At 61.7% G+C, this 26,578-nt stretch carries 22 protein-coding genes and 1 tRNA gene; 15 read left to right on the top strand and 8 right to left on the bottom strand.

Annotated features, from left to right (window positions below; genetic code table 11):
* Nucleotides 1-20: 20 nt before the first annotated feature.
* From phbB to F4U94_RS10465, 5 genes are all read left to right on the top strand, one after another.
* Nucleotides 21-743: an acetoacetyl-CoA reductase gene (gene phbB / locus F4U94_RS10485; protein ID WP_120252153.1), complete on the top strand. Its 723-nt coding sequence runs from the start codon at nucleotides 21-23 to the stop codon at nucleotides 741-743.
* Entirely contained in the window at nucleotides 743-1,039 is a 297-nt protein-coding gene (locus F4U94_RS10480) for a ribbon-helix-helix domain-containing protein (protein ID WP_120250734.1), read from the top strand. Before phbB ends, F4U94_RS10480 begins: the two co-directional genes overlap by 1 nt.
* A 63-nt stretch (nucleotides 1,040-1,102) precedes the next feature.
* Nucleotides 1,103-3,664, top strand: coding sequence for a TonB-dependent receptor (locus F4U94_RS10475; RefSeq protein WP_120250733.1), 2,562 nt, complete (start codon nucleotides 1,103-1,105; stop codon nucleotides 3,662-3,664).
* Between the two features lie 162 nt (nucleotides 3,665-3,826).
* Nucleotides 3,827-4,594, top strand: a complete 768-nt coding sequence (locus tag F4U94_RS10470) for an energy transducer TonB (protein ID WP_120250732.1) — start codon at nucleotides 3,827-3,829, stop codon at nucleotides 4,592-4,594.
* A 15-nt stretch (nucleotides 4,595-4,609) separates the two neighbouring features.
* Nucleotides 4,610-5,293, top strand: a complete 684-nt coding sequence (locus F4U94_RS10465) for a Fe2+-dependent dioxygenase (protein WP_120250731.1) — start codon at nucleotides 4,610-4,612, stop codon at nucleotides 5,291-5,293.
* A gap of 419 nt (nucleotides 5,294-5,712) precedes the next feature.
* Here the strand turns inward: F4U94_RS10465 and F4U94_RS10460 are convergent, their stop codons facing one another.
* The 4 genes from F4U94_RS10460 to F4U94_RS10445 all read right to left on the bottom strand — a co-directional run bounded on the left by F4U94_RS10460 (nucleotide 5,713) and on the right by F4U94_RS10445 (nucleotide 8,793).
* Nucleotides 5,713-6,576: an FAD:protein FMN transferase gene (locus F4U94_RS10460; RefSeq protein WP_120250730.1), complete on the bottom strand. Its 864-nt coding sequence runs from the start codon at nucleotides 6,574-6,576 to the stop codon at nucleotides 5,713-5,715.
* Nucleotides 6,577-6,686: 110 nt separating this feature from the next.
* Nucleotides 6,687-7,583: a DUF4198 domain-containing protein gene (locus F4U94_RS10455; protein ID WP_120250729.1), complete on the bottom strand. Its 897-nt coding sequence runs from the start codon at nucleotides 7,581-7,583 to the stop codon at nucleotides 6,687-6,689.
* A gap of 13 nt (nucleotides 7,584-7,596) precedes the next feature.
* Entirely contained in the window at nucleotides 7,597-8,130 is a 534-nt protein-coding gene (locus F4U94_RS10450) for a DUF2271 domain-containing protein (protein WP_120250728.1), read from the bottom strand.
* 18 nt (nucleotides 8,131-8,148) lie between these two features.
* Nucleotides 8,149-8,793, bottom strand: a complete 645-nt coding sequence (locus F4U94_RS10445) for a PepSY-associated TM helix domain-containing protein (RefSeq protein ID WP_120250727.1) — start codon at nucleotides 8,791-8,793, stop codon at nucleotides 8,149-8,151.
* Nucleotides 8,794-9,073: 280 nt separating this feature from the next.
* Here F4U94_RS10445 and F4U94_RS10440 point away from each other — a divergent pair, with 280 nt between their 5' ends.
* Nucleotides 9,074-10,057: an MlaA family lipoprotein gene (locus tag F4U94_RS10440; RefSeq protein WP_120250726.1), complete on the top strand. Its 984-nt coding sequence runs from the start codon at nucleotides 9,074-9,076 to the stop codon at nucleotides 10,055-10,057.
* Nucleotides 10,058-10,234: 177 nt separating this feature from the next.
* On the opposite strand, the gene F4U94_RS10435 is transcribed toward F4U94_RS10440, so the two are convergent.
* Both F4U94_RS10435 and F4U94_RS10430 read right to left on the bottom strand, forming a co-directional pair.
* Nucleotides 10,235-14,914 carry an NAD-glutamate dehydrogenase gene (locus F4U94_RS10435; RefSeq protein ID WP_150411913.1) on the bottom strand — a complete coding sequence of 1,560 codons (4,680 nt, stop codon included), beginning with the start codon at nucleotides 14,912-14,914 and terminating at the stop codon, nucleotides 10,235-10,237.
* A gap of 313 nt (nucleotides 14,915-15,227) precedes the next feature.
* On the bottom strand, nucleotides 15,228-16,541 hold the full coding sequence (locus tag F4U94_RS10430; protein ID WP_120250724.1) for a PAS domain-containing protein: 1,314 nt from the start codon (nucleotides 16,539-16,541) through the stop codon (nucleotides 15,228-15,230).
* A 193-nt stretch (nucleotides 16,542-16,734) separates the two neighbouring features.
* Here F4U94_RS10430 and F4U94_RS10425 point away from each other — a divergent pair.
* Nucleotides 16,735-16,810 (top strand) — tRNA-Thr (locus F4U94_RS10425).
* Between the two features lie 149 nt (nucleotides 16,811-16,959).
* Here F4U94_RS10425 and F4U94_RS10420 read toward each other — a convergent pair.
* Nucleotides 16,960-18,228: a hypothetical protein gene (locus F4U94_RS10420; RefSeq protein ID WP_145986228.1), complete on the bottom strand. Its 1,269-nt coding sequence runs from the start codon at nucleotides 18,226-18,228 to the stop codon at nucleotides 16,960-16,962.
* Nucleotides 18,229-18,741: 513 nt separating this feature from the next.
* Here F4U94_RS10420 and F4U94_RS10415 point away from each other — a divergent pair.
* From F4U94_RS10415 to F4U94_RS10400, 4 genes are all read left to right on the top strand, one after another.
* Entirely contained in the window at nucleotides 18,742-19,104 is a 363-nt protein-coding gene (locus F4U94_RS10415; RefSeq protein ID WP_120250723.1) for a hypothetical protein, read from the top strand.
* A 1-nt stretch (nucleotide 19,105) separates the two neighbouring features.
* Nucleotides 19,106-19,483 (top strand): DUF4177 domain-containing protein, encoded by a 378-nt coding sequence (locus F4U94_RS10410; protein ID WP_120250722.1) that lies wholly within the window; start codon nucleotides 19,106-19,108, stop codon nucleotides 19,481-19,483.
* Between the two features lie 3 nt (nucleotides 19,484-19,486).
* On the top strand, nucleotides 19,487-19,930 hold the full coding sequence (locus tag F4U94_RS10405; protein ID WP_145986227.1) for a hypothetical protein: 444 nt from the start codon (nucleotides 19,487-19,489) through the stop codon (nucleotides 19,928-19,930).
* 75 nt (nucleotides 19,931-20,005) lie between these two features.
* Entirely contained in the window at nucleotides 20,006-20,437 is a 432-nt protein-coding gene (locus tag F4U94_RS10400) for a hypothetical protein (protein ID WP_120250720.1), read from the top strand.
* A 236-nt stretch (nucleotides 20,438-20,673) separates the two neighbouring features.
* Here the strand turns inward: F4U94_RS10400 and F4U94_RS10395 are convergent, their stop codons facing one another.
* Entirely contained in the window at nucleotides 20,674-21,045 is a 372-nt protein-coding gene (locus F4U94_RS10395) for a LysR family transcriptional regulator (protein ID WP_120250719.1), read from the bottom strand.
* A gap of 399 nt (nucleotides 21,046-21,444) precedes the next feature.
* On the opposite strand from F4U94_RS10395, the gene F4U94_RS10390 reads away from it, so the two are divergent.
* The 4 genes from F4U94_RS10390 to F4U94_RS10375 all read left to right on the top strand — a co-directional run bounded on the left by F4U94_RS10390 (nucleotide 21,445) and on the right by F4U94_RS10375 (nucleotide 26,360).
* Complete coding sequence (locus F4U94_RS10390) at nucleotides 21,445-24,084, top strand: DNA-primase RepB domain-containing protein (protein ID WP_120250718.1); 2,640 nt, start codon at nucleotides 21,445-21,447, stop codon at nucleotides 24,082-24,084.
* A 180-nt stretch (nucleotides 24,085-24,264) separates the two neighbouring features.
* Nucleotides 24,265-25,425, top strand: a complete 1,161-nt coding sequence (locus tag F4U94_RS10385) for a tyrosine-type recombinase/integrase (protein WP_120250717.1) — start codon at nucleotides 24,265-24,267, stop codon at nucleotides 25,423-25,425.
* Nucleotides 25,426-25,535: 110 nt separating this feature from the next.
* Nucleotides 25,536-25,817: a hypothetical protein gene (locus tag F4U94_RS10380; protein ID WP_145986226.1), complete on the top strand. Its 282-nt coding sequence runs from the start codon at nucleotides 25,536-25,538 to the stop codon at nucleotides 25,815-25,817.
* 207 nt (nucleotides 25,818-26,024) lie between these two features.
* Nucleotides 26,025-26,360 (top strand): hypothetical protein, encoded by a 336-nt coding sequence (locus F4U94_RS10375; protein WP_120252152.1) that lies wholly within the window; start codon nucleotides 26,025-26,027, stop codon nucleotides 26,358-26,360.
* Nucleotides 26,361-26,578 lie beyond the last annotated feature (218 nt).

Raw genomic sequence — 26,578 nt, 5'->3', positions numbered from 1 at the left:
TACAGGAAGAGGATGCGCAGATGTCGAGAGTAGCGATCGTGACGGGCGGAACGCGTGGCATCGGCGAGGCGATAAGCCTGGCGCTGAAGGAATTGGGCTACACCGTCGCTGCCAATTATGCGGGTAACGAGGAAAAGGCGAAGGCCTTCACCGAAAAGACCGGCATCGCGACCTTCAAATGGGATGTCGGCGATCATCAGGCCTGCCTCGACGGCGTGGCGAAGGTGACTGAAGCGCTCGGCCCGGTCGATATCGTCGTCAACAATGCCGGCATCACCCGCGACGGCGTGCTGGCGAAGATGAGCTTCGACGACTGGAACGAGGTGATGCGCATCAATCTGGGCGGTTGTTTCAACATGGCCAAGGCGACCTTTGGCGGCATGCGGGAACGCGGCTGGGGCCGGATCGTCAATATCGGTTCGATCAACGGGCAGGCCGGCCAATATGGCCAGGTCAATTACGCCGCCGCCAAGTCCGGCATCCATGGCTTTACCAAGGCGCTGGCGCAGGAAGGCGCCCGGTCGGGCATCACCGTCAACGCGATCGCGCCCGGCTATATCGACACCGACATGGTGGCCGCCGTGCCGCCGGCCGTGCTGGAAAAGATCGTGGCGAAGATTCCCGTCGGTCGTCTGGGCCAGGCGCATGAAATCGCGCGCGGCGTGGCGTTCCTTTGCAGTGAGGATGGTGGCTTCGTGACCGGCAGCACCCTGTCGATCAACGGCGGCCAGCATATGTATTGATGACGCGGGGCGACCCTGACCATGGCCCCGATGGGCCGGAAGGGTCGCCCTTCTCCCCGCCGGTCAAGCGCAGCGTGACCATTGCGGGGCACCAGACCGCCATCAGTCTGGAACCGATCTTCTGGGATGCCCTGCGCGCTCAGGCTGCCCAACATCAATTGCCCGTCAACGCTTTGGTCGCCCGCATCGATGCGGCGCGGCTTGCCGTGCCACATCCACCCAATCTGGCGAGCGCCATTCGCAGTTGGCTGTTCCTGCAACAATCTTGCAACATCGGCAATAATCAGTCGCAATAGCGTTGACTCTGCGAAGGACTCTCAATAGCAGCTTCTCCAACTACAAAAGGGGGATCTGTTATCATGTCGAAGTCCGGGAATATGACGTCCTTTCTGGCTTTGGGCTGCGTCGGCGCCATGGCTTTCGCGGCCAATGCCAGCGCACAGGGCGGGGAACAGGGCGCGCGCCTTGGCGGCGTGACCGTTACCGACAGCGCGATCGATGAATCGACGGTCAAGGTGGAGAAGGCGGAATCGCCCAAATATACCCGCCCGCTGCTCGATACGCCCCAGACCATCACGGTGATCGGCAAGGCGACGATCCAGCAACAAAATCTGCTCACGCTGCGCGACGTGTTGTCCACCGTGCCGGGCATCACCTTCGGCGCGGGCGAGGGCGGCTTCGGCTATGGCGACCGCATCATCCTGCGCGGACAGGATGCCAAGAACGACGTGACGATCGACGGCGTCCGTTCGGGCGCGTTCCTCAATCGCAACGAAGTCTATAATATCGAGCAGGTCGAGGTCACCAACGGCGCCAACTCGGTCATGAACGGCGGTGGATCGGTCGCCGGCACGATCAACCTCGTCACCAAGCGCCCGCTGGCCGACGACCAGACGGTCCTGAACGCCGGCGTTGGCACCGATCAATATTATCGCGCCACCATCGACTCCAATACGCGCGTCAATGACCTGATCGCCGTGCGCCTGAACGCCGTCTATCATCGCAACGATGTGCCGGGCCGCGATGTCGAGGATTATGAGCGCTGGGGCATCGCCCCCGCCATCACCATCGGCATCGACGGGCCGACCAGCCTGACGCTGCAGGGCGAATATCTGGATGATAAGGCGATGCCGCAATATGGCATGCGCTACTTCCCGGCGCTGGGCGGCATCGTCAAGGATTTCGACCGGTCGGGCTATTATGGCTATGCCAATCTGGATCATCAGAACAGCAAGACCAAGTCGCTTCAGGCGATCTTCAGCCACGCCTTCAGCGACAGCGTGAAGATCCGCAACCTGACCCGCTATGAGAATATCAAGCAGGATACCGTCACCAGCCAGCCCAACGGCACCTTCTGCCTGGACAATGGCACGGCGGGCGGTTTCAATCCCGATACGGGCGGCGCCTGCACCGTGCGCATCGGTTCGACCGCGGCCGGGCAGACGCTGACCATCCCGGTCGGCTATTATGTTCCGATCGGCGGGCGCGGGAATCAGCGCTTCATTACCAATGAAACCGCCTATAATCAGGTCGATCTGAGTGCCGATTTCGATACCGGCGGCATCGGCCATACGCTGGTGCTGGGCGCATCGGCGCTGTGGGAACGCTATGATCAGCGCCAGGGCAGCCTTGGCCGCACCGCCAACGGTTTCGATCCCTATGCCGCGCCGTTCAGCGCGCCGGCGACCGGTGCCGGCACGGCCACCGCAACCTATAATGCCGCCGCCAGCCTGGGCTTCTACCAGCCGCTGGTCAGCATCGCCAATCCGGGGCAGGTCGTGACCGGCCCTGCCGCCACGTCGGGTCTGGCGCGCATCTATGGCAGCAACAATTATGTCGGCCCGGTCAACTTCATCCAGGCCACCCACGCCGTGGGTGAACAGACCAGCTATGCCGCCTATCTGTTCGATACGGTCAAGTTCAGCGACTTTTTCGAGATCAACGGCGGCCTGCGCTATGAGAAGGTGAAGGGCCTCAGCCGCACCTTCGCCTACAACACGACCGCCGGTTCCGCGGCGCTGGGTCAGCCGGGCGCCGTTACCCGATTGCCGAACATGGACGAGACTCTCTTCTCCTACCGCATCGGTGCGGTGGTGAAGCCGACGTCGGACACCAGCATCTATGTCGCCTATGGCAACAGCAAGCTGCCGTCCAAGGCATCGGTCGACGGCAGCTGCACCGCGAGCAATGCAGCCGGCGGCAGCGGCACTTGCTTTACGAAGCCGGAGACCACCAAAAATTACGAGATCGGGGCCAAGGCCGATCTGTTCGACAAGAAGCTGCTGCTGACGCTGGCCGCATTCCGCAACGATCGCGACCAGATCAAGGTCGTATCGGGCGATCCGACCCTGCCGGATCAGGCGACGGACGGTCATCAGCGGGTCGAAGGCATATCTTTCGGCGCATCGGGCAATATCACCAGCAACTGGACGATTTCCGCCAATTACATGTATCTCAAGTCGAAGATCAAACAGGGCGTTTCGGACTATTGCCTGGACAATCCGGGTTCGATCAGCACGGCGGCGGGCACCTGCGCCAACAGCGCGGCCTTCCCAGATCCCACGGCGGGCTATGCCCTTACCAACACGCCGAAACATTCGGGCAGCCTGTTCACCACCTATCGTTTCGCCTTCGGTCTGGAGCTGGGTTATGGCCTGACCTATCAGGGCAAGTTCCTGATGAACCAGCCGACCCTGGCGCAGCTGACGGCGGGCAATTACATCGCCTATCATGTGCCGAGCTACACCATCCATCGCCTGATGGTGAACTATCCGATCACGGACAATCTGAAGGCCCAGGTGAACGTCCAGAATTTCACGAACGAGAAATATGTGACGACGGTCCGCAACTCGATCGGCAATAGCTGGGCGCAGCCGGCGCCGACCCGGTCGGCCGTATTCAGCCTGAACTATCAGTTCTGATCCTGAAATCCCCGGCTGCGCGGGGCGAGAAAATAAGGGGTGGGCGGCGATTATTGCAATCTGCATCGGGTCGCCGCCCGCCCAAACTTTGCTGATTATTGCCAGGACGCAATTGATTCGCATTAGGCTTCGCGTTATGGGCGCGGAAAGGGAGGCGCTGTCATGCTGCAAGCCGCGAGTCTGCCGATCGACGATTATGATGCCATTTCGGAGCAGGCGATCACGCCCGCGCCCGCCATGTCCCGTTCGTCGGTCGCCTCCGGCCCAGCCGCCGCTCGCTATGGGGCACGGTCGCGGCCCAATCTTCCTGCCATCGCGGCCATTCTTGCCCTTCACGCGCTGGCGATCAGCGCGCTCGTTCAAGTGCGTAACCATGTGCAGCGCATGGAGGCGGCAAAGCTGACGGTCGTCAACCTGACCCCGCCACCACCGCCCCCGGCCGCCGAGACGCCACCGCCACCGCCGACCAAGCCCGCAGTGGTCGCGCCGCCGCCCATCGTGCAAACACCCGTGCCGGTCCAGACGATACAGACGACGCCCGATCCGACCCCGGTGCCGACCCCCACGCCCGTCGCGGTCACGGTGGCCGTGCCGGGGCCACCGGCGCCCGCCGCGCCGCCGGCCCCGCCCAGCATCGTGCAGGGCGGCGACCTCGGCGCGCAGATGGTGGCGGGCAAGCCGCCGCGCTATCCGGTCGAAAGCCGCCGCAAGCATGAACAGGGCACGGTCGTGCTCAGCCTGATCGTCGGGCTAGACGGCGCGGTCGAAAGCATCAGCGTGGCGCAGAGCAGCGGCTCTTCCCGGCTGGACAATGCCGCGCGCGACGCCGTGAAGGGCTGGCGCTGGAAGCCGATCCTGCGCAGCGGTCAGGCCGTGCGGGTCAAGGGCGTGGTCGAAATTCCTTTCATCCTGCGGACCGACGCCGCCTGACGGACACGCTTTTCCATGTTGATTGCCATACCCGACCTGATCGACGCTGACGGCGTCGCTGCTATCCGCGCGCTGATCGACGCGGCCGACTGGGTGGATGGCAACATCACATCCGGCCACCAGTCCGCCCTTGCCAAGCGCAACCTGCAATTGCCCGAGGATAGCGAGGCGGCGAAACGCGCCGGGCAGATGGTGCTGGATGCGCTCGGTCGATCGCCCTTGTTCATCGCGGCCGCATTGCCGCTCAGGATTTTTCCGCCGCTTTTCAACAGCTATGCCGGGGGGCAGAATTTCGGCGTGCATGTCGACAATGCCGTGCGCATCCAGGCCGGCACCGGCTTTCGCGTGCGTTCCGACCTGTCGATCACCGTCTTTCTGGAGGCGCCGGACGCCTATGATGGCGGCGAACTGACGATCGAGACGCATTTCGGCGTGCAGCAGGTGAAGCTGCCGGCGGGGCATGCGGTACTCTATCCGTCCTCCTCGCTGCATCGGGTCGAACCGGTGACGCGCGGGCGGCGCGTGGCCAGCTTCTTCTGGCTCCAGTCGATGGTTCGGGACGATGGCGCGCGGCAGATGCTGTTCGACCTCGATCGCAGCGTACAGGGCGTCGCCGCCGCCATGGGGCAGGGTCATGACGAGGTGATCCGGCTGACCGGCGTATATCACAACCTGCTGCGCCGCTGGGCCGACGCTTGATCTCAGGGTCACAGGTCCGTTTCTCCAACGAAGTTCACACCGTGGCAGGGCCTTTTGGGGCCTTTTGCGCTCGCGAAGCGCGCGTGCGGCGTCACCGACGCGTCACATGGGTCATGAAGATGCGCCAGTGCTGCGCCGTCGGCGCGACAGGCTTGGGCCGCTTTTGCGACTGGAAGGTCACGCCTTCGCGGCGATGGATGGGGCTGGTCCATCTGTGAGGATAGATCAGAGAAAATCCTACTTTGGAAGTTTTGTGGAAGGGGGAGGCGCGGGATCGGATATTCGCGATATCGTCATCCCGGGCTTGATCCGGGATCCCGCTTTTCTTCCAATCTATGGCTTCGAGACGGCAGCGGGACCCCGGATCAAGCCCGGGGTGACGAATGTTGGGAGCATCCGCTTCCCACCCTAAAACGCGCTCAATCCAGCATCGCGGCCATGGCCGGCGTCATATATTCCTGTGCGCCGCTTGCCGTGCGCATCACCAGGCGCGCGGGCAGGCCGTGGCGGGTGGCGAGGTGCATGCCGCGATCCGGCCCCATTACGGTGATGGCGGTGGCCCAGGCGTCGGCCAGCATCGCCTGAGCGTGCAGCACCGTCACCGACGCGACGCCCTGTGCGATCGGCTGGCCGGTCGTGGGGTCGATGCTGTGGGACAGGCGGGCGCCGTCCTGCATGCGGAAGCGGCGATAGTCGCCGGAGGTGGCGACGGCCAGGTCGCACAGCGCAATGCGCAGCGTGGGGACGGGCAGGTCGGTCGGCGTTTCGACATCCACCCACCAGGGCTGGAGGTCGGGCTTTATGCCCTCACCGCGCAGTTCGCCGCCGATTTCGATCAGGAAATTCGTGACGCCCATGTCGAGCAATGCCTCCGCCACGGCATCGACGGCAAAACCCTTGGCAATGCCGGAGAAATCGAGCGTCACATCGGCCAGCCGGCGGGCATGGCCGCGCTCCAACTCTATCCGGCGCCATGGTGCCGCGATGGCATAGGGGGAGGCGAAGGCGTTCGGCCCGAAGCCCCAATGATCGACCAGCCGGCCGATCGCGGGATCGAAGGCGCCGTGCGACAGGCGGGCCATGTCCAGCCCGGCGCGCAGCACCGTCAGCATCTCCGGCGGCAAGGCCATCCATTCGCCGACGGGCGCGCGGTTGAAGCGGCTGATGGCGCTGTCCGCTTCCCAATTGCTCATCTGGTCGATGATGCGGGCCAGCACCGCTTCGATCGCGGCGGCGCAGCCTGCGGGCGGCGCCACGATCTGCGCCGACCAACTGGTGCCCATGGTCGGCCCGCCAAACGAAAGGATCGCGCCCGGCTGCTGTCGCCCAACCAACTGGTCGGGCGACAGGCCGGGCGCGATCGCGATACGGACGCCGTGGGACGTCGGCGGTGTCAGGGCGCCAGCACTTCCAGCGTGGTGATGTAGGATGCGCGGCGCTGCGGCGGGCCGGCCGGAGCCTGCGGGCGCGGCGCGGGCGGGGTGCCTTCGCCGGCCTTGGCGCCGGGGCCACCGGGACCACCTTCGCCGCCCGGACCGCCTTCACGGCCACCGCCGAGCGTGGCGTTCAGCCAGTACATGCCGGGCTGCGGCCAGGTGATCGTTGCCTTGCCATCCTTGTCGGCCGTCAGATCGATCTGGCCCAGCGCGTCGCGGTAGCGGATGCCGCCGGGGATGACCGTGATCTTGAGGCCGGCAGCGGGCTTGCCGTCCAGCAGGAACTGGAAGGTCGCCGCTTCGCCCGATACGAGGTCGTTGGGGTGGGTGACGGGAACCAGCTCGATGCCGACGCCGGTGGGCTTGAAGATGGTGGTGCTGGGTGCGCCCAGCGTCACGAAAATCTCGTTCCGGCTCGCCATTTCGGCGGTCTGCACATTGGTCGCGCCGGCGGGGATGACGCTAGCCAGCTTGTCCTTCGTCGTGCCGCGCGGCAGGCGTTCCTGCTTGCCGTTCAGCGTGTAGCTGCCCATCACGCCGGTCGACACATTGGCGATGCGATAGGTGCCGGGCTTTGTCAGATGGACGTCGAAGGTCGAACGATAGCGGCCCTTGGCGGCATTTTCGATCTTGCCGGCTGCGCCGTCCGGTTCGGTGACGACGACATTTTCCGTGCCCATCGGGAAATGTTCGAAATAGAAGACGTCGTTGGAAATGGCGGCGTCAACCGTCACCCAGCTGTCATCGCCCGACAGGGTGGTGGACGACGGCAACATCCACTGGCGGTGGGCCTGCGCCGTGGTGGCGAGCGAAAGGGCGGCGAGTGCGCCCGCGATCAGAAATCTGGCCTTCATGGTCTTTCCCCTGTTACTTTCCGAAGCTGAGGGCGACGGCGCCCAATTCGCTGCTGCCCGCCGCGCGGACCGTGGCGCCGGGCTTTGGCGGCCATGAGAAGGGCAGGCGGACGACTTCGCGGCCACCCACTTCGCGGGCCGCTTCGACCAGCAGCGTGTAATTGCCGGGCGCGAGCGTGCCGAGCGGTCCCTTGCCGGCCGTGAAGGCGATCTTCTGGTCGCCGGGCGCGCGGGTCGCGCCGCTGACGCCATCGACCGGGAAGGTCAGCGCACGGCCGGATGCGCGCCACCACTGGCGCACGTCGCGCAGCCATTTGGTGCCTTCGCCCTTGGCCTTGTCATAATCATACCAGACCGCCAGGCTGCGGGGGGCGGCGCCCTCCTTTTCGACCCAGATGGCGACATAGGGGCGATGATATTCGGCGACCGACAGGCGCGGAATGGCGACGCTGACGTTGAGCGTCTGGGCCGTGGCAGGTGCCGCCGCGGTTCCCGCAGCGCCGAGTGCGGCCGTGCCGGTCAGCAGCAGGCGATGACTGATCTGCATGAGCGAAATAATCCCCCGTTAGTGGATGAAGATGATGGCAAGGATCGCCGGGATGGCGAGGCCGGCGGCGACCAGAGGCCAGGTGCTCGGCCGTTTCTTGGCATGGATTTGCAGCAGGACGAGGCCGGTGAGCGCGAAGACGAAGCAGGCGATCGAGAAGATGTCGATGAACCACTTCCACGCGCCGCCGGCATTGCGGCCCTTATGCAGATCATTGAGATAGCTGATCCAGCCGCGGCTGGTGGTTTCGCTGCTGACCTTGCCGTCATGCCGGTCGATCGACACCCAGCCGTCGCCGCCGGGGCGGGGCAAAGCGAGATAGATTTCGTCGGCCGACCATTCGGCGACGCCCTGGCCCGACTGGCCGACGGATTTTTCCACCCAGGCCGCGACCGGCGCGGGCAGGGGCTTTTTGGCATCGGGTGCATCGTCGGCCGCCACCTGTTTCAGCAGGTCGGCGGGCAGGGTGGCGCTTTTCTCGATCGTCTGCGGCGATGCTTCCACATCGGCGGCGTGATTGAGGGTGATGCCGGTGAAGGCGAAGAGCAGCAGGCCGATGAGGCTGATCGCCGAGCTGACCCAGTGCCAGGTATGCAGCTGCTTCATCCAGAAGGCCTTGGCGCTCTTCTTCCTGGGCTTCTGGATGCGGGCGGTTCCGTGCATTGGAAAGGGGACTTGTCCTGCGAAAGATGATTTCAACGCATAAAGAGAACGACTCGCAGTTGCAAACGAGTCGCATCGAGAATCTTGTATCAAAATGTAAGATGCTGCGACGAGCGGCCCCGGAGCGAGGATCGGCGGGCGGGTCTTGCTATTGACGATGCGGGCCACCACCTCTAGCCGCGCTGTATGCCTGATGTAACACGGATTAAATATGTCCGGGGCGTCATGGATTTTGAAGGGCTGTGCGGGGAGAGCGCGGGGCCGCTGCTAGGAATATATTATGTTGGTGCCGGCCGTCGCTGCGGGAATGATGATGATGGGTGCGCAGGCGCAAAGCACGGCGCCGCAACTGGCTGTGGCTGCGGAGGTTGCCGCGATACAGGATGTTGCCCCGTCCACCGCCCCGGCAGTGCCGGCTGAGGTTGCGCCACCGCCCGCCGCCACGCCGCCCGCGCCGCAGGATGATGCCGCGCAGGATATCGTCGTTACCGGCGACAAGGGCGCGCCCAAGGGCGATCCGCTGGAGCAGTTGAACGCCAAGAGTTTCGAGGCGGTGCAATCGGTCGACAAGGCGGTGCTGGAGCCGGTGGCCAAGGCCTATAATAAGGGCCTGCCGCGCCCGGTGCGCAAGGGGCTGCGCAATTTCTTCTCCAATTTGCAGGATCCGGTGGTGGCCGCCGCCTATCTGCTCCAGTTCAAGCCGGGCAAGGCGTTCGAGACGGTGGGCCGGTTCGGCGTCAATTCGACGCTGGGCTTCGTCGGCCTGTTCGACGTGGCCAAGCGCAAGCCGTTCAACCTGCCCCATCGCAACAATGGCCTGGCCAATACGCTGGGCTTTTACGGCATCGGGCCGGGGCCGTACATGTATCTGCCGATCGTGGGGCCGACGACGCTGCGCGACATCATCGGCGATACGGTGGACAAGATGATCCTGCCCTTTGCCGTGGGCAAGCCGTTCAACAAGCCCACCTATGTCATCCCCTCGACGATCCTGAACCAGCTGGGCGAGCGCGCCGCGTTCGACGAAACCATCACGGCGATCCGCAAGGAAGACGACCCCTATACCGTCTACAAGACCATGTATCTGCGCCAGCGCAAGGCGGAGATCGAGGCCTTGCATGGCCGGGTATCCGACGAGAAATTCGTGCCCATCTATGGCGAGGATATCCGCACGCCGGGCAAGAAGGACGCGCCCAAGCTGGTGGTGCCCGATGCCTATGGCGATGATGTCGAGGATGCGCCGGCAGCGGATACGCCGCAGTAAGTGACACGCTATTATGTGTAGCGTTCCCCGGCGAAGGCCGGGGTCCAGTAGCACGGTTTGAACTGGACCCCGGCCTTCGCCGGGGAACATCCCGCATGGCTTTACGATATAAGGTGAAAGCATAAAAAGGGGCGCCATCCGCATGGGATGGCGCCCCTTTTTTTGCTGTGCGGGCGATCAGCGGCCCAGCAGACCGCGCGCCTGGCCGGCGATTTCGGCCAACATCGCGACATTGGGGGTCGCGGCGGCCTTGGCGCGCTGGACCAGGGTGCGGAACTGGCGGACGCGGGCGCCCTTGGCCTGCAACCACTCTTCGACATGGGTGGCGACGTCCTTGCCCTTGCCCTGCGCCAGGAAATCGAGCCGGACTTGCTGCATGTCGCGGGCAACGCCGGAGATGAGCAGGCGCTCCCACGGATCGGTCGGTTCCATGCGCGCGGCGGCGGATTGGACCCAATCGATGCCGACCGCTTCGCCCAGATGGGTGAAGGCGCGGGTCAGCGCGATTTCCTCCACGCCCAGCCGCGCCGCGAGCGAGGCGATGCCGACGGCGCCGTCCAGCTTGAACAGCCCGGCGGTGCGGACCGCCAGCGTTTCGGGAGCGCCAAGGCCGATCAGCCGGTCGGTGACGGCAGCGGTGCGGCGCTGCGCCTCGCTGGTCAGCAGATCGTCGACCTGATGGGCCAGCAGGCCGACGCCCGTGGCCAGACGCTTATGCCCCTCGGCCGGCAGCGTGCCGGCAGGCAGGGCGCGCAATATGTCGGCGATCTGCGCCCGCATGCCGCTGGCAATGTCGCTGAACAGGGCAAGGCGTGCGCCTTCCGACATGTCCGCCGCGTCGATATCCGCCCAGAGCGTGCCGATATCGTAGAGGCGTTCCGCGATCAGGAAGGCGCTGGCCAGATCGGCGAGCGAGCAGCCTTCCTCCTCCGCCAGTTCGAACGGGTGGATGAGGCCCAGACGATTGACGATGCGGTTGGCGACCTTGGTGGCGATGATCTCCTTCTTGAGCGCATGGCCGGCGATCGCGTCCGCTTCCTTCTTCTGCATCGCTTCGGGGAAGGCGGCCATCAGTTCGGCCGTCATGCTCTCGTCCGTGGCAAGATCGCCATGTTCGATAGCATCCTGCAGGGCGAGCTTGGCGGTCGAGAGCAGCACGGCCAGTTCGGGGCGGGTGAGGCCCTGACCATCCTGTCCACGGCGCAGCAGCTGGTCGTTGGCGGCCAGCCCCTCCACCTGCCGGTCGAGCCTGCCGGTTTCCTCGAACGTTTCGATCAGGCGGACATAGGAGGCGAGGTCGGCCGCGCCGCCCGCTTCGGCGATGGAGAGGCCGAGCGCCTGAAGCCGGTTATCCTCCAGCACGATGTCGCCCACCGCGTCGGTCATGCTTTCCAGCAGCGTGTTGCGCTTGTCGAAGGGCAGGCGGCCTTCCACCATTTCCTTGTTCAGCGCGATCTTGATGTTCACTTCATTATCGGAACAGTCGACGCCGGCGCTGTTGTCGATGAAGTCGGTGTTGATCCGCCCGCCATGCAGCGAGAAGGCGATACGGCCCGCCTGGGTGGTGCCCAGGTTCGCGCCTTCGCCGATCACCTTGACGCGCAGCTGTTCGGCATTGACGCGCAGGCGATCATTGGCCGGATCGCCCACGTCGCCATGGCTCTGCGCGGCGGCCTTCACATAGGTGCCGATGCCGCCGAACCAGAGCAGGTCGGCCGGGGCCTTGAGGATCGCGGAAATGAGCGCGGCCGGCTCCATCTCCTTGTCCTTCACGTCCAGGATCGCCTGCATTTCGGGCGTCAGCGGGATGCGCTTCAGCGCGCGGGAGAAGACGCCACCGCCCTTGGAAATGAGCGACTTGTCATAATCTTCCCAGCTGGAGCGGGGCAGGGCGAACATGCGGTTACGTTCTTCCCAGCTCTTGGCCGGATCGGGCGTGGGGTCGAAGAAGATGTGGCGATGGTCGAAGGCGGCGACCAGCTTGATCGCCTTGCTGAGCAGCATGCCGTTGCCGAACACGTCACCCGACATATCGCCGCAGCCCACGACGCTGACCGGCTCGCTCTGCACATCGACGCCCATTTCGGCGAAGTGGCGCTGGACCGAAATCCATGCGCCCCGCGCCGTGATGCCCATCGCCTTGTGGTCATAGCCGTTGGAGCCGCCGCTGGCGAAGGCATCGCCCAGCCAGAAGCCGCGATCCAGCGCGATGGCGTTGGCGACGTCGGAGAAGGTCGCCGTGCCCTTGTCCGCCGCGACGACGAAATAAGGATCGTCGCCATCATGCACGACGACATCGGCCGGATGCGTCACCTTATTCTTCACGATATTGTCGGTGATCGACAGCAAGGATCGGATGAAGATGCGATAGCTTTCGGTGCCTTCGGCGATCCAGGCGTCGCGATCGGCCTGCGGGTTGGGCAGTTGCTTGGGATAGAAGCCGCCCTTCGCGCCGGTCGGCACGATGACGGCGTTCTTCACGCGCTGCGCTTTCATGAGGCCGAGGATCTCGGTACGGAAATCGTCGCGACGATCCGACCAGCGCAGGCCGCCACGGGCGACCGGGCCGGCGCGCAGGTGGATGCCCTCGACACGCGGGGAATAGACCCAGATTTCGCGCCAGGGCAGCGGCGCGGGCAGACCCGGCACCAAGGCGCTGTCCAGTTTGAAGGCGATCGCCTCCTGCGCGGCGGGGGCGTAGAAATTGGTGCGCAGCGTCGCGGTGATGACGGCGCGCAGCAGGCGCAGGATGCGATCCTCGTCGATCGCCGTCACCTGTTCCAGCCCCGCGTCGATTTCGGATTGCGCCTGCGCGATACGGTCGGCAGCGCCATCCTGCGCGGCGGGATCATGCAGCGCTTCGAACAGGGTGATGAGGTTGTTGGCGACGCCCTGCGCCTTGCGCAGCGTGTCGGCGAAGGTCACCATGCCATAGGCGACGCCCGCCTGACGCAGATAGCGATAGAGGGCGCGGAACAGCACGACCGATCGCGGCGCAAGGCCAGCGGTGACGATCAGCTCGTTCAGCCGGTCATTTTCCGCCACGCCTTCCAGCACCTGGGCGATGGCTTCGGTCACGACCTCGGCACGATCGACCACGACCTGCGCATTATCGCCGGCCGGCAATTCCAGCACGAAGCGCTGGACATGGCCCAGCGTGCCGCCCTCGATCGCGCTACCGCTGATCGCGGTGGTCATTTCCTCGATCACGCGGAAACCGAAATTCTCGAAGGCGGGGACGACTTCGGACAGGGCGACGGTGACATGGCTATAGAGTTTCAGCCGCAGCCGTTCGACGCTGTCTTCCGGGTTGCGGTAGATGCGGATCGACTTGTCGCCATCCCCCGACAGGCCATGGATCAGGCGGATGTCGACGGCGGCTTCTTCCGGACCAGCGCCGTTGCGATAGGCGAGCGGGAAGCCGCCGCCATAGCGCTGCGCCATGGCGGCGGCGCGGCCCGGTTCTTCGGTGACGGCCAGCGCCTCTTCGACCGCCGGAATCCAGCCACGCACCATCTGCTTGAGCATCCGGTCCAGCGCGATGTCATCGGGCACGACCCCGCCATCGCGCAGGTCGAGCGTGATGCGCAGCAGCGCCAGGCCGCCTTCCTCCAGCGCGATCGACCAGCTGAGCACGGTGCCATGGCTCTTGAGCGCCAGCATGTCCTGAATGCTCACGCGGCGGGCGGTGGACAGCTCATCGCGCGGCAGCCAGACGAAGGCATAGAGGTGACGCGCCAGTGCGCTGGTGGCGAGCGCCAGCTTGGGGCGCGGCCGATCCGTCAGCGACATGAAGGTCAGCGCCAGCCGCTCCAACGTCTCGCGGTCGAAGCCGATCGTGATGTCATGGGGCAGGGCGGTCAGCGCATGGGCCAGCGTCTTGCCGGCGTGACCCTGCGGATCGAAGCCGAACTTGTCCATCAGCGTGGACAGGGCCGAACGCAGCAGCGGCACCTTGTCCGGGGTCGCCGACAGGCCCGAACTGGTCCACATGCCGGCATGGATCGACAGGGCCTTGACCGTCTTTCCTTCCCGCACGGGAATGATGATGAGGTCGAGCAGTACCAGGCGATGGACGCGCGAAATCCGGCTGGACTTGATGATCAGCGGGGTGCGCTTGCCCTCTTCGAACCAGGTGAAGGCGGCCTCCAGCGAGGCGGGCGCGATCAGCGGCTTGTCATGGCGGGTGCAGATGCCGAGCGGCGCGCTGCTGCTGCCGTCGCGGTGCAGGATTTCATGGCCCGTCTGGGTGAAGTGGCGGGCCAGGAACCAGCGCAGCAAGGCGGCGCCTTCCTCATCCGGCACGGCGTCGGCATCGGCGGCCATGGCCGACTGCATCTTGGGCCAGTCGGCGACCGCGACGCGCACGTCGGCCAGCGTTTCCTGCAAGGATTTTTCGAGCGCGCGGCGCGCTTTCGCGTCGGCGCGGTCGGTTTCGATATAGATCATGGATTCGCGGCGGGCGCCGGACGCATCCTCTTCGAACACGCCGGTCAGCGCGCCATCGCCATCACGCGTCACGAACAGGACGGGGTGGAGCAGGCGGTGGATGGTGATGTCGGCCGCCGCCAGCGCATTGGCGATGGAATCGACCAGGAAGGGCATGTCATCATTGATGATGGCCAGCCGCATGAAGCGGCCATTGGCGCCTTCGCCCAGCGTTTCCACCGCAATCGCCTCATGGCCGGGCTTGCGGCCATTGGCGGTGCGGCCCAGGAATGCGGCGGCGGCAGCCAGCGCGGCCTCGTCAAACCCTTCGCTTTCGCCGGGCAGGGCACCCCGGCTGAGCGCGCCTTCCAGCGCCTCGCGAATATTCTTGTCGACTTCCTTGTTCTTCGCTTCCGCCAGCGCCGTCATTCGCTCACCTCTTGCCACGGGTTCGTCCCGCATGGATCATAACGGAGGAGGCGCTGGATCGCCGCCATGCGACTCCTCGGCTTTAGGGCCGCCTATATGCGCCCGGCCAAGGGGCGGCTCAACCCTTGTGAGAAATAAAATTTCCGATTTTTGAAATAATATGATGCAGCGCAACATGGCCCGCGCGGGATGTGCGGGGCCGGTCGGTCGAGGCGACTATCGTTCAGCCCGCGCAGCATGTCGAGCGCGGATGCGCGCTATCTGAACCTATTTTCTTACGTCTTTACGGCAGGTCACGGGCGGACATGCCGTATCAGCGTGCGGCGGCGCTGATCACCCGCTGGTTGAGATCGCTGTCTTCCGGCAGGGCGGCGACGATCGCCAGCGTGCCATCGGCCTCTCGCCGGGCGATGACGACGGCCAGGCCATCGGCATCGGTGGCGACCGCGACCGGATCGATCGCGACGGCGGCCTTCACCGTGTCGCGCGCCATCTGGCGGCGATCCGGCTTGGCAGGCGTCTGCGATCGGCGGGCGGCGCGTTCGTCGCGCACCAGGGCTTTGAGGCCACCGACATAGTCGGACAGATAGGCGGCGAGCGATCCGACGCTGAGGCCTGCGTTCATCGCATGGTCCAGCGCGGTCGCATATTCGGTGATCCGCGTCTTGTCGTAAGTGGCGCCGAAGACCAGCTTGATCACGGCGGTCATCGGGCTGCGCGCCTGCGCCTTGATGCCATAATCATGCAGCAGTTCGGCATAGTCGTCCGGGCGGACGCGGGCGACCTGCGCGAAATCATAGGAGAGGCTGACGGCGCGATAGAGGGCGGCATGGCTGCGCGCCTCGCTGATCCGTACGCGGGCGGCGCCATCGCGGGCGATGGCCAGCCAGTCGGCCAGCGGCGCATCCTCGGTCGGACATTCCATGCCGGCGAGGTCGAGCGCGTCGTCCTCCTCATCCTCTTCGATGTCGAAGGCCAGGCTGTTGCTCTGCTGGTCGGCGGCGGGACCGTCGGCCCAGATCGGCGCGGTGTCGCGGGCGGCGGGCGCGCTGCGCATCGCCTCGTCCACTTCCAGCTCCAGCGCATCGGTCAGGCTGCGGCTGGCCAGCTCCTTCCAGTTGATGACGCCGAACACGAAGTCGATCGTCTCATCGTCGGAAGAGAAAGGCATCAATATGCCGCGATACATGATTTCCGCACCGCGCTGGTTGATGAATTCCGCTTCGAAGCCGATCGGCGCGGCATTGGCGATGATCTGCAGATAATGGTCGGTCAGGCGCGAGAGCAGCGAACGGGCCGGCACATCGTCGATATAGCCGATCGCTCCCTCGATCTGACATTCGGCGCGCAGCGCGGTGCCCAGATAGACGATGGCGGGATTGTCCAGGCCGACGCTGAAATCGAGCAACACCGAATGTGGGCCGAAATCCTCCAGCTGTTCCGGGGCCAGATCCTCGATCGAGGGCAAAGTGCGGTCGCCCAGCAGCGACGCCCAATAATTATAGGCGCGCACCTGCATGCGCCGTTCATCGGAGATGACGGCGGGCGGCGCATCCATCTGCGCGTCGCCGACATAGTCGAAATCGTCCTCGTCATTGGCGGCATCATGCCCCCGCAGCGTGTCCATTCGATCGTCCTACCTTGCGCTGAAAAAACTATTCCGGGACTCGACAGTGGCACGGGATGGTAAATTTGCCGTAAACAGGATGGCGCGGATCGGCCGGGGCAGGGCGAAACTGGTGCGGGCGGAAAAAAGGCGGCGGCGGAATGAAATGCCCGCTTGTCCAATCGCCCAACCGCTGTTATCTGCCCGCCCCGACGCCGCTTTAGCTCAGTTGGTAGAGCACATCATTCGTAATGATGGGGTCACGTGTTCGAGTCACGTAAGCGGCACCAGTCCTTCAGTAGGAAATTCCTGAAAAACCTAGCGAAAGTGCCTTTCGGCTTATGGCCGAGAGGTTGCCTAATTTATGTGCTTCTAGGTTGACCCATGTGGGTATCCGGTGGGTCGGGCGTGGAAGTGGAATCTGCTCAAAGCATTCATCCTAAGCTGTTTCCTGCTCAGAGCTTTGGTCGTTCCCTGGTTTGGGAACAGAAGCAGGTACCGTCGGTAGGAGGTGGGTGTTAGGCGCAGCAGGTTTAGGCGTGGACCGCCGCTTTAATAACTCATGCCACGGGCTTCCATGAGTTTCCTGCTCAACAAAGCGCAATGGTGGCTCTTCAAGGCGATCCAAAGCGGAAGCAAACAAACGTTTTGCAAAATCCTCGTCAAGTTTTGCTGCTTCACGCCGATAGCCTTCATAGGCTCGCGCCACAGAGGCCTTGAATGCATAATCTTCCGACAATCTAAATCTGTGCCCGATTTGCTTCGTTGCAATCCAAGCGAACCACACTGGCGCCGCAATTGAAAGTACAGCAAGAACGAGATTCACAAAAACAAGAGATGATGGCGCGTTTTTCTCGATCAGGGCTTGAATCATGCTGATTCTATGTGAACCGAGCCATGCTCCTATGCCCAGAGATGCAATCAATCCTACAACGAACGTCCACATTGACTTAGCGGTTCTGTCTGCCCTCGTCTGGAAAGCCTCACTAAGCCCTTTTGTCGTAGCAGCGCGATATGCATCACTTGTATTTTCAACTAACTTATCAGCCTCGGAAGATTTTTCTTGAATCTGCGATAAGACACCATTCGCCGTTTCCGCTGCGCTTTCCACTTGTTTGTGGAGGCTTTCCACTGATGCAGTCGTTTTCTGCACCAACAAGCGTGCCTCAGAAAGGCTTTCGAGGTCGGTTGGGAGTGAGAGCGCTGCATCGTGCGCCCGATTTATCTCTGAGACTTGCTGGGCTAAATTATCTGTTGCCCCAGAAACTGTGTTCATTTGCGCGTTTAATGCCCGTAGTCGCTTGGCCAAATCGCGAGGCATTTGCGTGGAATCATCGACCGTGTCCCAGTCTAGTTTCACCTTCATTAATGGAGCGAAGTCAGACTCCAGCCAAGATAAAGTGCTAAGGTAAGTTCTTACGGCTTCAATGCCATTGCCATTCCAGAGTTGGGGCACAACGCTGGAGCGAAGATGCTCAATTTTTTCGATGTCGAGAATTGGGTCGTAATCATCAGCATAAGCAGAATCTGGCAGAGGTCTTATGCTGGTTGCCAAATTTGTAGCCACATCGGACAAATTAAATTTATCCAATGGTGGTGCATTCCATCCGAGAACATCTGACATTTTGTTGGAATGAGATGTTGAACCCCTCACGGCTTCAGCAAGCGTGTTCAGTGCGTCCGATACCTGTTCTGATTTTGCGACCATTCCTACAAACCCTTAATATAAGCAGCCAAGCAGCCGCGTAACTAAGCGTGATTGGTATCCAAACAGATGGTGGTTGGCCAATGCTTTCATTCAGTAAGCGCTCGACTTCGCGCAAATCGGACCATCTTATATGAATAGGCCGCAACAAACTCCTATTGCGAAGCTGCTCTAATCCCGCCAGAAAAGCTCTGCCTTCCGTGAAAGCCGGAGGGTGGGGCGTAGGAACCTCTTTTTCGATGAACTCGGTCGCCAGATTTTGGGGGCCGGGTGGCATGCGCGCATGTCCAGCCCGCAAGGGTAAAGGCGCATGCGCCTGCTCATCGATCAGGTTCCTAACATCCGGCTTCGGCCGTCGCTCCGAGAGGTACATAGGGCGACGCGAGGTTGAAGCCGAAGGTCGCTCTCCATGCGTGAGGGGGCGAGCAGTGATTCAGATTCCGCAATAGCGATGCTGCCTGTTCAGCCGTGCCCAACCGGGTTGCGGTTCATCACCATACATGAATGGAGATTACCATGAAGAAGATCATGCCCATGGCAGGTCTGGCGCTGCTCGCTGCCTGCACAACGCCCGCCGATGTTTCCAAGCCCTTGTCTGCTGGTGGCGACAAGAATGCCAAGTTCGACATCAAAGATTCCGCCACCGGTTTCACCGTCGATCTACGCTACTCCCGGTACCAGTTTATCCCTGAAGCCGATGCCCTCATGGCTGCTTGCCGCTCAATCGCCACCACCCGCACCTACGAAGAGGCCAAGCGCCGAGGCAAGGAAATCCAGCCGATCAACGAACAAACCCTTCGTCTCTCAACCGGCCGCAACATCATCAATGCGCGTACATCCTGCCGTGCCTTTGTCGAAGCCGTCTGGAAGGAGGGCTGACATGGAATATGAATATAAGGTCATCGACGTTGCCGATGGCGCGATCAGTTCCGCTCTCCTCGGTGAAGGCAGGATCGAGACGGCTGTGCTGGAAGCCTATCTCAATGCGATGGCAGCGGAAGGTTGGCGCATGGTATTCATGGCGAACGTCCTGCAGCGACATTTGGTGGTCAGCGATCGCGAGACTCTGATGGTGACCTTCGAACGGCGTATTCCAGAAGCTGAACGAGAGGCGAGGGCGCAGCGCGTCATCGACGACATCATCGTTGCAGAAGATCAATCCCGTTCGGTCGGCAGGAAAGCGGCGGCTGGCGCGGCTGGATTAGTCGTGGGCAGTGCAGTCCTCGGTGCGATCCTGTCCAGCAGCGGGGAGGAATAGTCGATGGATTTCCGATCCAAGATAGAAGCTCGTCGTCGGGAATTGGCCGGAGAACAGCGCCAAGCCCAACAAGATGCTGATGCCCATGTGGCAAAGATTGCTGCCACACTGGAGGCGTCGAGAGAAGTCGGGTCCGCAGTTGAACAGGAAGGTGGATCGATACAGCAGCCCGCTAAGGTATCCTCAATCCAGACTGCCGCCCATGGCGCTGCAATGAATGCGTCGATCAATAAGCTGGTCGACAAGGAGGTGGACAGATTGATCGCCAAGGAAGGGGGCAACGGTGCCTTGATCTGTTTCGGCGTTGGCATCCTGTTCTGTTTCTTCAGTTGGCATGGGCTGTGGCTCATCCTGCTGTCGGTCATTTGGCACGCTGTTCAACGGTCTCATTTTCGAGGCTTGGCCAAGGAGCGGGTCGAGCAAGCCGCCAGAACAGTCGCCGACTAACAATCTAAACCTACAAATCGCAGCGCTTCGGGGGAAACTCCGGGGCGCTTTTTCTTTGTCTGAAGGAAATTGCACATGATCGAAATTCGCGATGCTCAGGCCATGCGCCTGACAATTGAATCAACTACCGACGTTGAGCAGCGCAGCCTGCTGGAACGCCGGTTCGAGCAATTCGGCACGATCGACGGTTATGACCTTGGAGAGGTCGCGCACTTCCTCGTCGTCCAGCCGGGCGATACCATGGAGGTGCTGGATGCTGCGCTGGGATTCCCGGTCCTTGGCAATCTGGTTGATGGCACGCCCTATGGTGCCCCTGGCTTCATGCCCTCGACGGAATGGATCAGCGACCATGGGGACTGGTTCGAGATGGCCTACGTCCTCTCTGACGATGGGTTCGGCTGGATTGTCTTCGTGCCCAAGGCCGATGGCGTCGATGCCAGCCTGCTTGCGATGTGCGCAGACCACGCCCTCCCTTTCAATCCCTGCTCCGACTGCATTGAGTTTTGATGGAGAACAAAACATGAAAATTCTTCTATACTGTGCGTTGCTGATGCTCGCTCTGGCCGCTTTCCGATGGGCTGCGGTCCTGCTGTTGATTGCAGGCGCGCTCATGTTGCTCTGGGGTGCTTGGTTCCGACCGTCCGAAACCTTTGGCTTTCTCGCGCTCAATCTCTTCTCGGAAATGCTCAAGCGTTATCCGGTGATGGTGTGCAGCCTATGCGGAATGGCCCTCATGGCAGACGTCATTCGCCGTTGGTGCCGGTCGGATCGGAATGAGCAGCGCCGCCCAGTGGCGTTAATTCAACCGCCTGCTGTTTGAGATACTGATGTCGAGCATCCACTACGTTCAACCAATTCAATGCGCCCCGTGCCCGACGCATGAATTTTTTGCCATCGGCAGTCAAAACGGGCGAGTTGTAGTTGAGAATGAGGACTTGCCCGACCGCTTCCTGCAGGAATTGCACATATCTGCTAACGCTTGGTTGGCTACATCCCAGCCTCTTGGCTGCTTCGGTATAACTTCCCGTTTCAACGCTAGCGATAAACGCTTCGAGCCAGATAACCCGGATGTCTCGAATCGATCTTAGTGTGGGTTGTGAGGGAGTGATTGCCATCGTCGTTCGACCCTTCGCAGCCCAAAAAAATTTCTGAGCATTCTATGCAATAATTGCATGATCCTAGCTAATCGATGTTCGATAGGTCTATGCAGAAATTGCATGAAGGTGGCAAAATATTGATTTTTCACAATAAAAATGGCATATTCCTTTTCTCAGTCTTGAAGAGAACAAGGAGGTTTAGCGAGGCTTTGTAAGTCTGATGCCAAGTTTTGGCCGTCAGATTTTCGATTGCGACAGGCGAGCGTTGCCTGTCGGTTTTTCGGTTGATGGGTCAGCGAGGCTATCCCGTCGGCCATTTTATCAATTGTGGATCAGGGGTTTGCACAATTTGGGCAGCGTACATGCTTCCCAAGCTGACGACGCGTGCCTCTGGTCCTTCTTTTTCAAAGGACCAAAATGTTGCATCAATCAACCCAGGAGGACGATCCTCCATCATCAACTCCCATTGTAGCAGTAAAGCAGGCGATCAGCGCTGCTGGCATCAAGATTGGTGCCAAGCCAGGGATTCCAGATGCTACGCATGCCGCCGCCCCGTCCAACGACGATGCTGTGGGAATTGTTGTACCTGCCCCGCAAAAAGGAGGTGAAGGAGGGGAGGACACTGCACCTGCCTCACCCCCTTTCCCCCCTTCGAACGGCGCTTTCGTGGAAATGATATTCGGAACGTCTGAGGCGGGCGTCTGGCCGCTGGTCTGCTCTAAACCCGCCGACCCGGCAGAGGGCGGCTGGCAGGCGCAGGCTGCTGACAACGTGAATGAGCAATGCCCGTCCTACCGAAACAACTATATCAACTGCTCGACCTTTCGGCCGGGGCAGGATGGTGTCGCGCTGGCGCAGAAGGATCTGTTTCATGGCTATCATTTCCTGCTGCTGGACGATGTAGGCACCAAGGTCGATCCGGCTCGTCTGGAAGGTTTCCAGCCGACATGGGCGATCGAAACCAGTCCCGGCAATCGTCAGCTTGGTATCGTGCTGACAGACCCGCTGCTGGATGCGGCTGGCGTGAAACGGTTGCAGGACGCCGTCATTGCAGCGCAACTTTGCGATCCGGGGGCCAATGGTGTCGGACGCTGGGCGCGTCTGCCCTATGCAATCAACGGCAAGGAAAAACACCGGACCGACGACGATCGGCCCTTTGCCTGTCGCTTCGTCGCCTGGAACCCGCAGGTGCGCTATTCCGTCGATGAGATTGCCGACCTCCTTGGTTTGGAGTTGGACCCTGTCCGTGCGGCTCCTGTTTCGGTGGGCGCTGGGCAACTCATGCGATCCACTCCGGCACGGGGTGATGGGGTCTATACGCCCAAGCCGCCCGTCAATCCTGCCCTCGCAGCTTTGAAGTCGGCAGGTCTGTACAAGCGCGAGATCGCTGCAGGGAAGCATGAAGTGCGCTGCCCTTGGGTTGAGGAGCACAGTGACGCTCTGGATTCAGGTGCGGCCTATTTCGAGCCGGACGAGGATTTCCCGCTGGGCGGCTTCTGCTGCCAGCACTCACACAGGGACGACTACCACATCATCGAACTGCTCGAACATCTCAACGTCGATCCCAACATGGCGCGAGGAAAGGCGCGCATCCGCGTTACACAGGGCGAACTCAATCGGGTCAAGCGGGCCGCTGAGGATGTACTGGCGGAGAAGGGGGATGTGTTCCAGTCGGGCGGCCTTGTGGTCTCGGTGCGTCGTGCGCCTGGATCGGGGAATATCGCCATGGAAATGCTGTCCGAACAGGCTATCGCGGCGGCTCTGGCCGATGCTGCGGATTGGGAAGTTTACGATGGCCGTTCCAAGGAATGGTCCCGTCGCGATCCTCCCGTGCGCACGGTGCAGCAGGTATATAAAAGTGGAAGCTATGACCGCCTGCCTGTTTTGGGCGGATTGGTTCGGCAACCTTACTTCCTTGACGATGGTGTCACGCTGATTGCGTCGGCTGGATACCATCAGGGCTCGCAGTTGTTCGCGGATTTCGATCCGGGTCAGTTCCCCCTGCCTGAACCCACTGAGGCCAATGTCAGGGCTGCTTTGGCGAAGCTGTCGGGGCTGATCGAAGAATTCCACTTCGCAACACCGCAGGATCGCTCAACCGCTCTTTGTGCCATGATTACGGCTGCTGTCCGGCAAAGCCTGCCAGTGGCTCCCGCCTTCAACATCACGGCTTCCGCTCCGGGCAGCGGTAAAAGCTACCTGGGCGGCATCATCGCATCGTTTGCAGGTCCAGGTCAGCCGATGACCATGGGGTATCCTGCGACGGCTGAGGAGGCGAGCAAGGCGATGCTCGCGGCCCTCCTGCAAGCACCGGCGGCCGTCATGTTTGACGACATGCAGTTCGACTGGCTGCCGCATAGCGTCATGAATCGCATCATCACCAGCTCGACTATTTCAGAGCGCATACTGGGCGTCAGCCGAAATGCGACCGTCAGCACCCGCGCCTTCCTTCTTGGGACGGGGAACAACATCGGTCCCGTTCGCGATATGTGCAGGCGGGTCGCTACCATCCGTCTCGCCCCGAAATCTTCCTCACCGGCGACGTTGCGCTACAATGGCAACCCGCTGGACGCGGTGCGTAAGTCGCGAGGTGAATATGTCGCCGCAGCCTTGACCGTTGCGCGCTATTGGATGGCGTCGGGGCAGGCCAAGCTGGATGTGCCCTCGATCGCCAGTTTCGATGGTCTTTGGGCCAGCCTGTGCCGCTATCCTCTGATCGCTCTGGGTGAGATCGATCCAGCCGCCAGCCTCATTGCACAGGTTCAGGAAGATCCTGACGGCGAAGCCCTAGGTCGCCTGATGACCGCATGGCGCGATCGGTTCGGTTCGAAGGCCGTAATGGTTCGCAAGATCATCGCAGAATCCGAAATTGTCGATGACTTGGAGGATGCGCTGTTCGACCTGCCAGTGGTCGAGCGAGGGTCGATAAACCCCTCGAAATTAGGTTGGTATCTGAAGCGTCACGCCAATCGGATCGTCGATGGCTTCGAAATTCAGAAAGCACCCTGCAAGGAACGGCAGGCGTGGGCGGTAGTGCCGGTCGATACCGTGACCTGACCTCCGCGCTCTCCACCACCCTCTGACGGCTGGGGCATCACTGCCCCGGTCTATCCCCTCCAACCCCGCTCCGGGCACCTCAGACGCGTCTTTCGGCGTGCTTGGGGTCTGCCCCTCTCTGCGCCCCGCGCTGCCCTCCGGCCGCCTGGGAAGCCCATTCTTTTCAAAAAGGAAAACTCTATGCCCATCCAGAAATTGGACGCCGATTTTGCGCGTCTTGCGACCTGCCCTCAAGGCAAGAAGAAGATCGACTATTATGATACCTCAATCACCGGCTTCGTTCTCGAAGTCCGTCAGTCGGGCGGAAAGACCTACTATCTTCGGTATGAAAATGCCGGTGAGCGTCAATGCCAGCTCAAGATCGCTTCTTATGGGGATTTGACCTTCGCCAAAGCGAAGAAGGCGGCTGAACGCTTGCGCGCCGAGGTGGTAGGACAGAACGATCCTATGGCTCAACGCCGTGAGAAAAGGTCGGTGCCCGTCTACGCGACATTGGCGGAGCAGCATCTTGATTACGCCAAGACCTATCAGAAAAACCCGGCCAATACCGAGCGGATCATCCGCCTGCACATACTGCCACGCTGGGGAAAGCTTCGACTGGACGAAATCACGCAGCCATCCATCGCCAAATGGCTGGCCGAAAAGCTGGGTGAAGGGCTTGCGCCTGCTACGGTCGAAAAGGTTCGGGTGATGTTCAATCGCTCGTTCGAACTGGCCCTTCGCTGGGAGACGCCGGGGGTCAGCAAGAACCCGGTAAAGGGTATCCCCCGGAAGCCCATCAATAATGCCCGTGAACGGTTCCTCAGTGCCGCCGAGGCCAAGCGGCTAATGACGGCGGTGGAGGCATCGCTGAACCCGCAATTGAAGCATATCGTGGGCCTTCTCCTTCTGACCGGGGCGCGGGTGTCTGAGTTGCTTCATGCTGAATGGCGGCATATCGACCTGGAGAAGCGGCAATGGCTGATCCCGACGTCCAAGACCGGCCGGGCACGTCATGTACCGCTGTCCAAGCCTGCGATCGACATGCTGAACGCCGTGCCGAAGTTCGGTGCCTGTCCCTACGTCCTGCCGAATCCTGAAACCCGTAAGCCATATGTGTCGGTAAAACATTCGTGGCAGACGGCACGGGATGAAGCGAAATTGCCTGATTTGCGCATCCATGACCTTCGCCACTCTGCGGCGTCTTTCATGATCAACGCGGGTATCGACCTGTTCGCCGTAGGGCGGGTGCTGGGGCATGCCGATCATAAGAGCACGATGCGGTACTCCCATCTCGCCAATGACACGCTGCTGGCCGCTGTGGAGGCAGGAGCGAGGAAAATGCAGATCGGTCCCGCCTGACTCTAACCTCATCGCCCGTCCATGCGCTTGGCCTTCCCGGTCGGCGTGTGGGCGGGCACCCCTTTTATTTTTTGCCTTCGATAGAAGGTCGCAACTTTGGAAATATGGAAATGAACGAATTTCAAACTCAGGCACATCAGGTGGTCGATATGGCGGCATTGCAGCAGCTTATGGGCAGATGCGGGCTAAACAGGCACGACCAGCTCATTGCCGTCTTTCAGGCGTTAATAGGTGATGGCGTAAACGAAGGGCCGCATCTGGTGTCGACCGCCAAGCAACTGGGATTCGATGGGCAACACATCGGCATGACATTAAGTCATCATACCGGGGGAGATCCTGTGTCGCACTACTGGAGCCGCAATCAAGATGGGCGCTACTCGCTCTTGGACTGAACCCGCCCCTTCTTGCTTCGCCCCGTCTGCGTCAATGCGGATGGGGCGCATGCCTAGCGCCCTCGCATCGCCCTCCAAAGCGTTGCAATGCTGGTCAGCACGGCCGCAATGCCCATCAAAAACGTCCCGTCGATAATCATGATTGCCGACTCCTTTCCCCATGATATGTTCGCTATATGTTCTCATGTAGGAAAGGATGATTCTGCGATGACCGTCAAAATCGAACCTATGCCGGAAAGCGTGCGCCTGCGTGTCAGCGGCGATATCGAAACCACGCTGGCCGTTCCCTATGAGGACGATGACCGCTTTCTGATCGGCCTCAGTGAGGGCACACTGCTCCAAGGCGCTTACGACGATCAGCTTGAATGCAAGTGGGAGGTCGCCCGCGATGGGGCTGGCTTTGTCAGGCTGGAAGGCCGAAGCATCATTGTGGACTGGCGGATGGAATGGGTGACGGTGTCTGCCTACGATCCGAACGTTATCGAACCGCCGCTGCCGCCGCGACTGCCGCTGTTCCCCGAACTGGATCGCTGGGCAGCGTAGTGCTGGGCAACACCTTCCTGCTGGTTTAAGCGCTTCGTTCAGCAGGGAGCAGCTATGAACGGATATGTGCAATTTCACTCGCCGGACGGGGGTAGGCATTCGGTGAAGGCCGCGGATCAGGCGGCTTCGCGTTGATCTTCGGCTGCGCGCCAATTCCATGGCAGCAGTTCGTGGAGACGGTTCTGGGGGATGTCGGCGATGCTGCTGAGCACATCGGC

Source organism: Sphingobium limneticum (genome assembly GCF_008710155.1).
Classification (GTDB): domain Bacteria; phylum Pseudomonadota; class Alphaproteobacteria; order Sphingomonadales; family Sphingomonadaceae; genus Sphingobium; species Sphingobium limneticum.
The sequence above is the reverse complement of the archived record's forward strand: the minus strand, read 5'-3'. Positions and strand labels throughout refer to the sequence as shown.

Excerpts from the sequence above, each read along its gene's own strand:
- F4U94_RS10390 (WP_120250718.1), top strand. The coding sequence starts at position 21,445 with ATGTTGCATCAATCAACCCAGGAGGACGATCCTCCATCATCAACTCCC.
- F4U94_RS10465 (WP_120250731.1), top strand. The coding sequence starts at position 4,610 with ATGTTGATTGCCATACCCGACCTGATCGACGCTGACGGCGTCGCTGCT.
- F4U94_RS10445 (WP_120250727.1), bottom strand. The coding sequence starts at position 8,793 with ATGCACGGAACCGCCCGCATCCAGAAGCCCAGGAAGAAGAGCGCCAAG.
- F4U94_RS10435 (WP_150411913.1), bottom strand. The coding sequence starts at position 14,914 with ATGACGGCGCTGGCGGAAGCGAAGAACAAGGAAGTCGACAAGAATATT.
- F4U94_RS10475 (WP_120250733.1), top strand. The coding sequence starts at position 1,103 with ATGTCGAAGTCCGGGAATATGACGTCCTTTCTGGCTTTGGGCTGCGTC.
- F4U94_RS10455 (WP_120250729.1), bottom strand. The coding sequence starts at position 7,583 with ATGAAGGCCAGATTTCTGATCGCGGGCGCACTCGCCGCCCTTTCGCTC.
- F4U94_RS10410 (WP_120250722.1), top strand. The coding sequence starts at position 19,106 with ATGGAATATGAATATAAGGTCATCGACGTTGCCGATGGCGCGATCAGT.
- F4U94_RS10470 (WP_120250732.1), top strand. The coding sequence starts at position 3,827 with ATGCTGCAAGCCGCGAGTCTGCCGATCGACGATTATGATGCCATTTCG.
- F4U94_RS10415 (WP_120250723.1), top strand. The coding sequence starts at position 18,742 with ATGAAGAAGATCATGCCCATGGCAGGTCTGGCGCTGCTCGCTGCCTGC.
- F4U94_RS10385 (WP_120250717.1), top strand. The coding sequence starts at position 24,265 with ATGCCCATCCAGAAATTGGACGCCGATTTTGCGCGTCTTGCGACCTGC.
- F4U94_RS10375 (WP_120252152.1), top strand. The coding sequence starts at position 26,025 with ATGACCGTCAAAATCGAACCTATGCCGGAAAGCGTGCGCCTGCGTGTC.
- F4U94_RS10395 (WP_120250719.1), bottom strand. The coding sequence starts at position 21,045 with ATGGCAATCACTCCCTCACAACCCACACTAAGATCGATTCGAGACATC.
- F4U94_RS10430 (WP_120250724.1), bottom strand. The coding sequence starts at position 16,541 with ATGGACACGCTGCGGGGGCATGATGCCGCCAATGACGAGGACGATTTC.
- F4U94_RS10440 (WP_120250726.1), top strand. The coding sequence starts at position 9,074 with ATGTTGGTGCCGGCCGTCGCTGCGGGAATGATGATGATGGGTGCGCAG.
- F4U94_RS10480 (WP_120250734.1), top strand. The coding sequence starts at position 743 with ATGACGCGGGGCGACCCTGACCATGGCCCCGATGGGCCGGAAGGGTCG.
- phbB (WP_120252153.1), top strand. The coding sequence starts at position 21 with ATGTCGAGAGTAGCGATCGTGACGGGCGGAACGCGTGGCATCGGCGAG.
- F4U94_RS10400 (WP_120250720.1), top strand. The coding sequence starts at position 20,006 with ATGATCGAAATTCGCGATGCTCAGGCCATGCGCCTGACAATTGAATCA.
- F4U94_RS10420 (WP_145986228.1), bottom strand. The coding sequence starts at position 18,228 with ATGGTCGCAAAATCAGAACAGGTATCGGACGCACTGAACACGCTTGCT.
- F4U94_RS10450 (WP_120250728.1), bottom strand. The coding sequence starts at position 8,130 with ATGCAGATCAGTCATCGCCTGCTGCTGACCGGCACGGCCGCACTCGGC.
- F4U94_RS10380 (WP_145986226.1), top strand. The coding sequence starts at position 25,536 with ATGAACGAATTTCAAACTCAGGCACATCAGGTGGTCGATATGGCGGCA.
- F4U94_RS10405 (WP_145986227.1), top strand. The coding sequence starts at position 19,487 with ATGGATTTCCGATCCAAGATAGAAGCTCGTCGTCGGGAATTGGCCGGA.
- F4U94_RS10460 (WP_120250730.1), bottom strand. The coding sequence starts at position 6,576 with ATGGGCACCAGTTGGTCGGCGCAGATCGTGGCGCCGCCCGCAGGCTGC.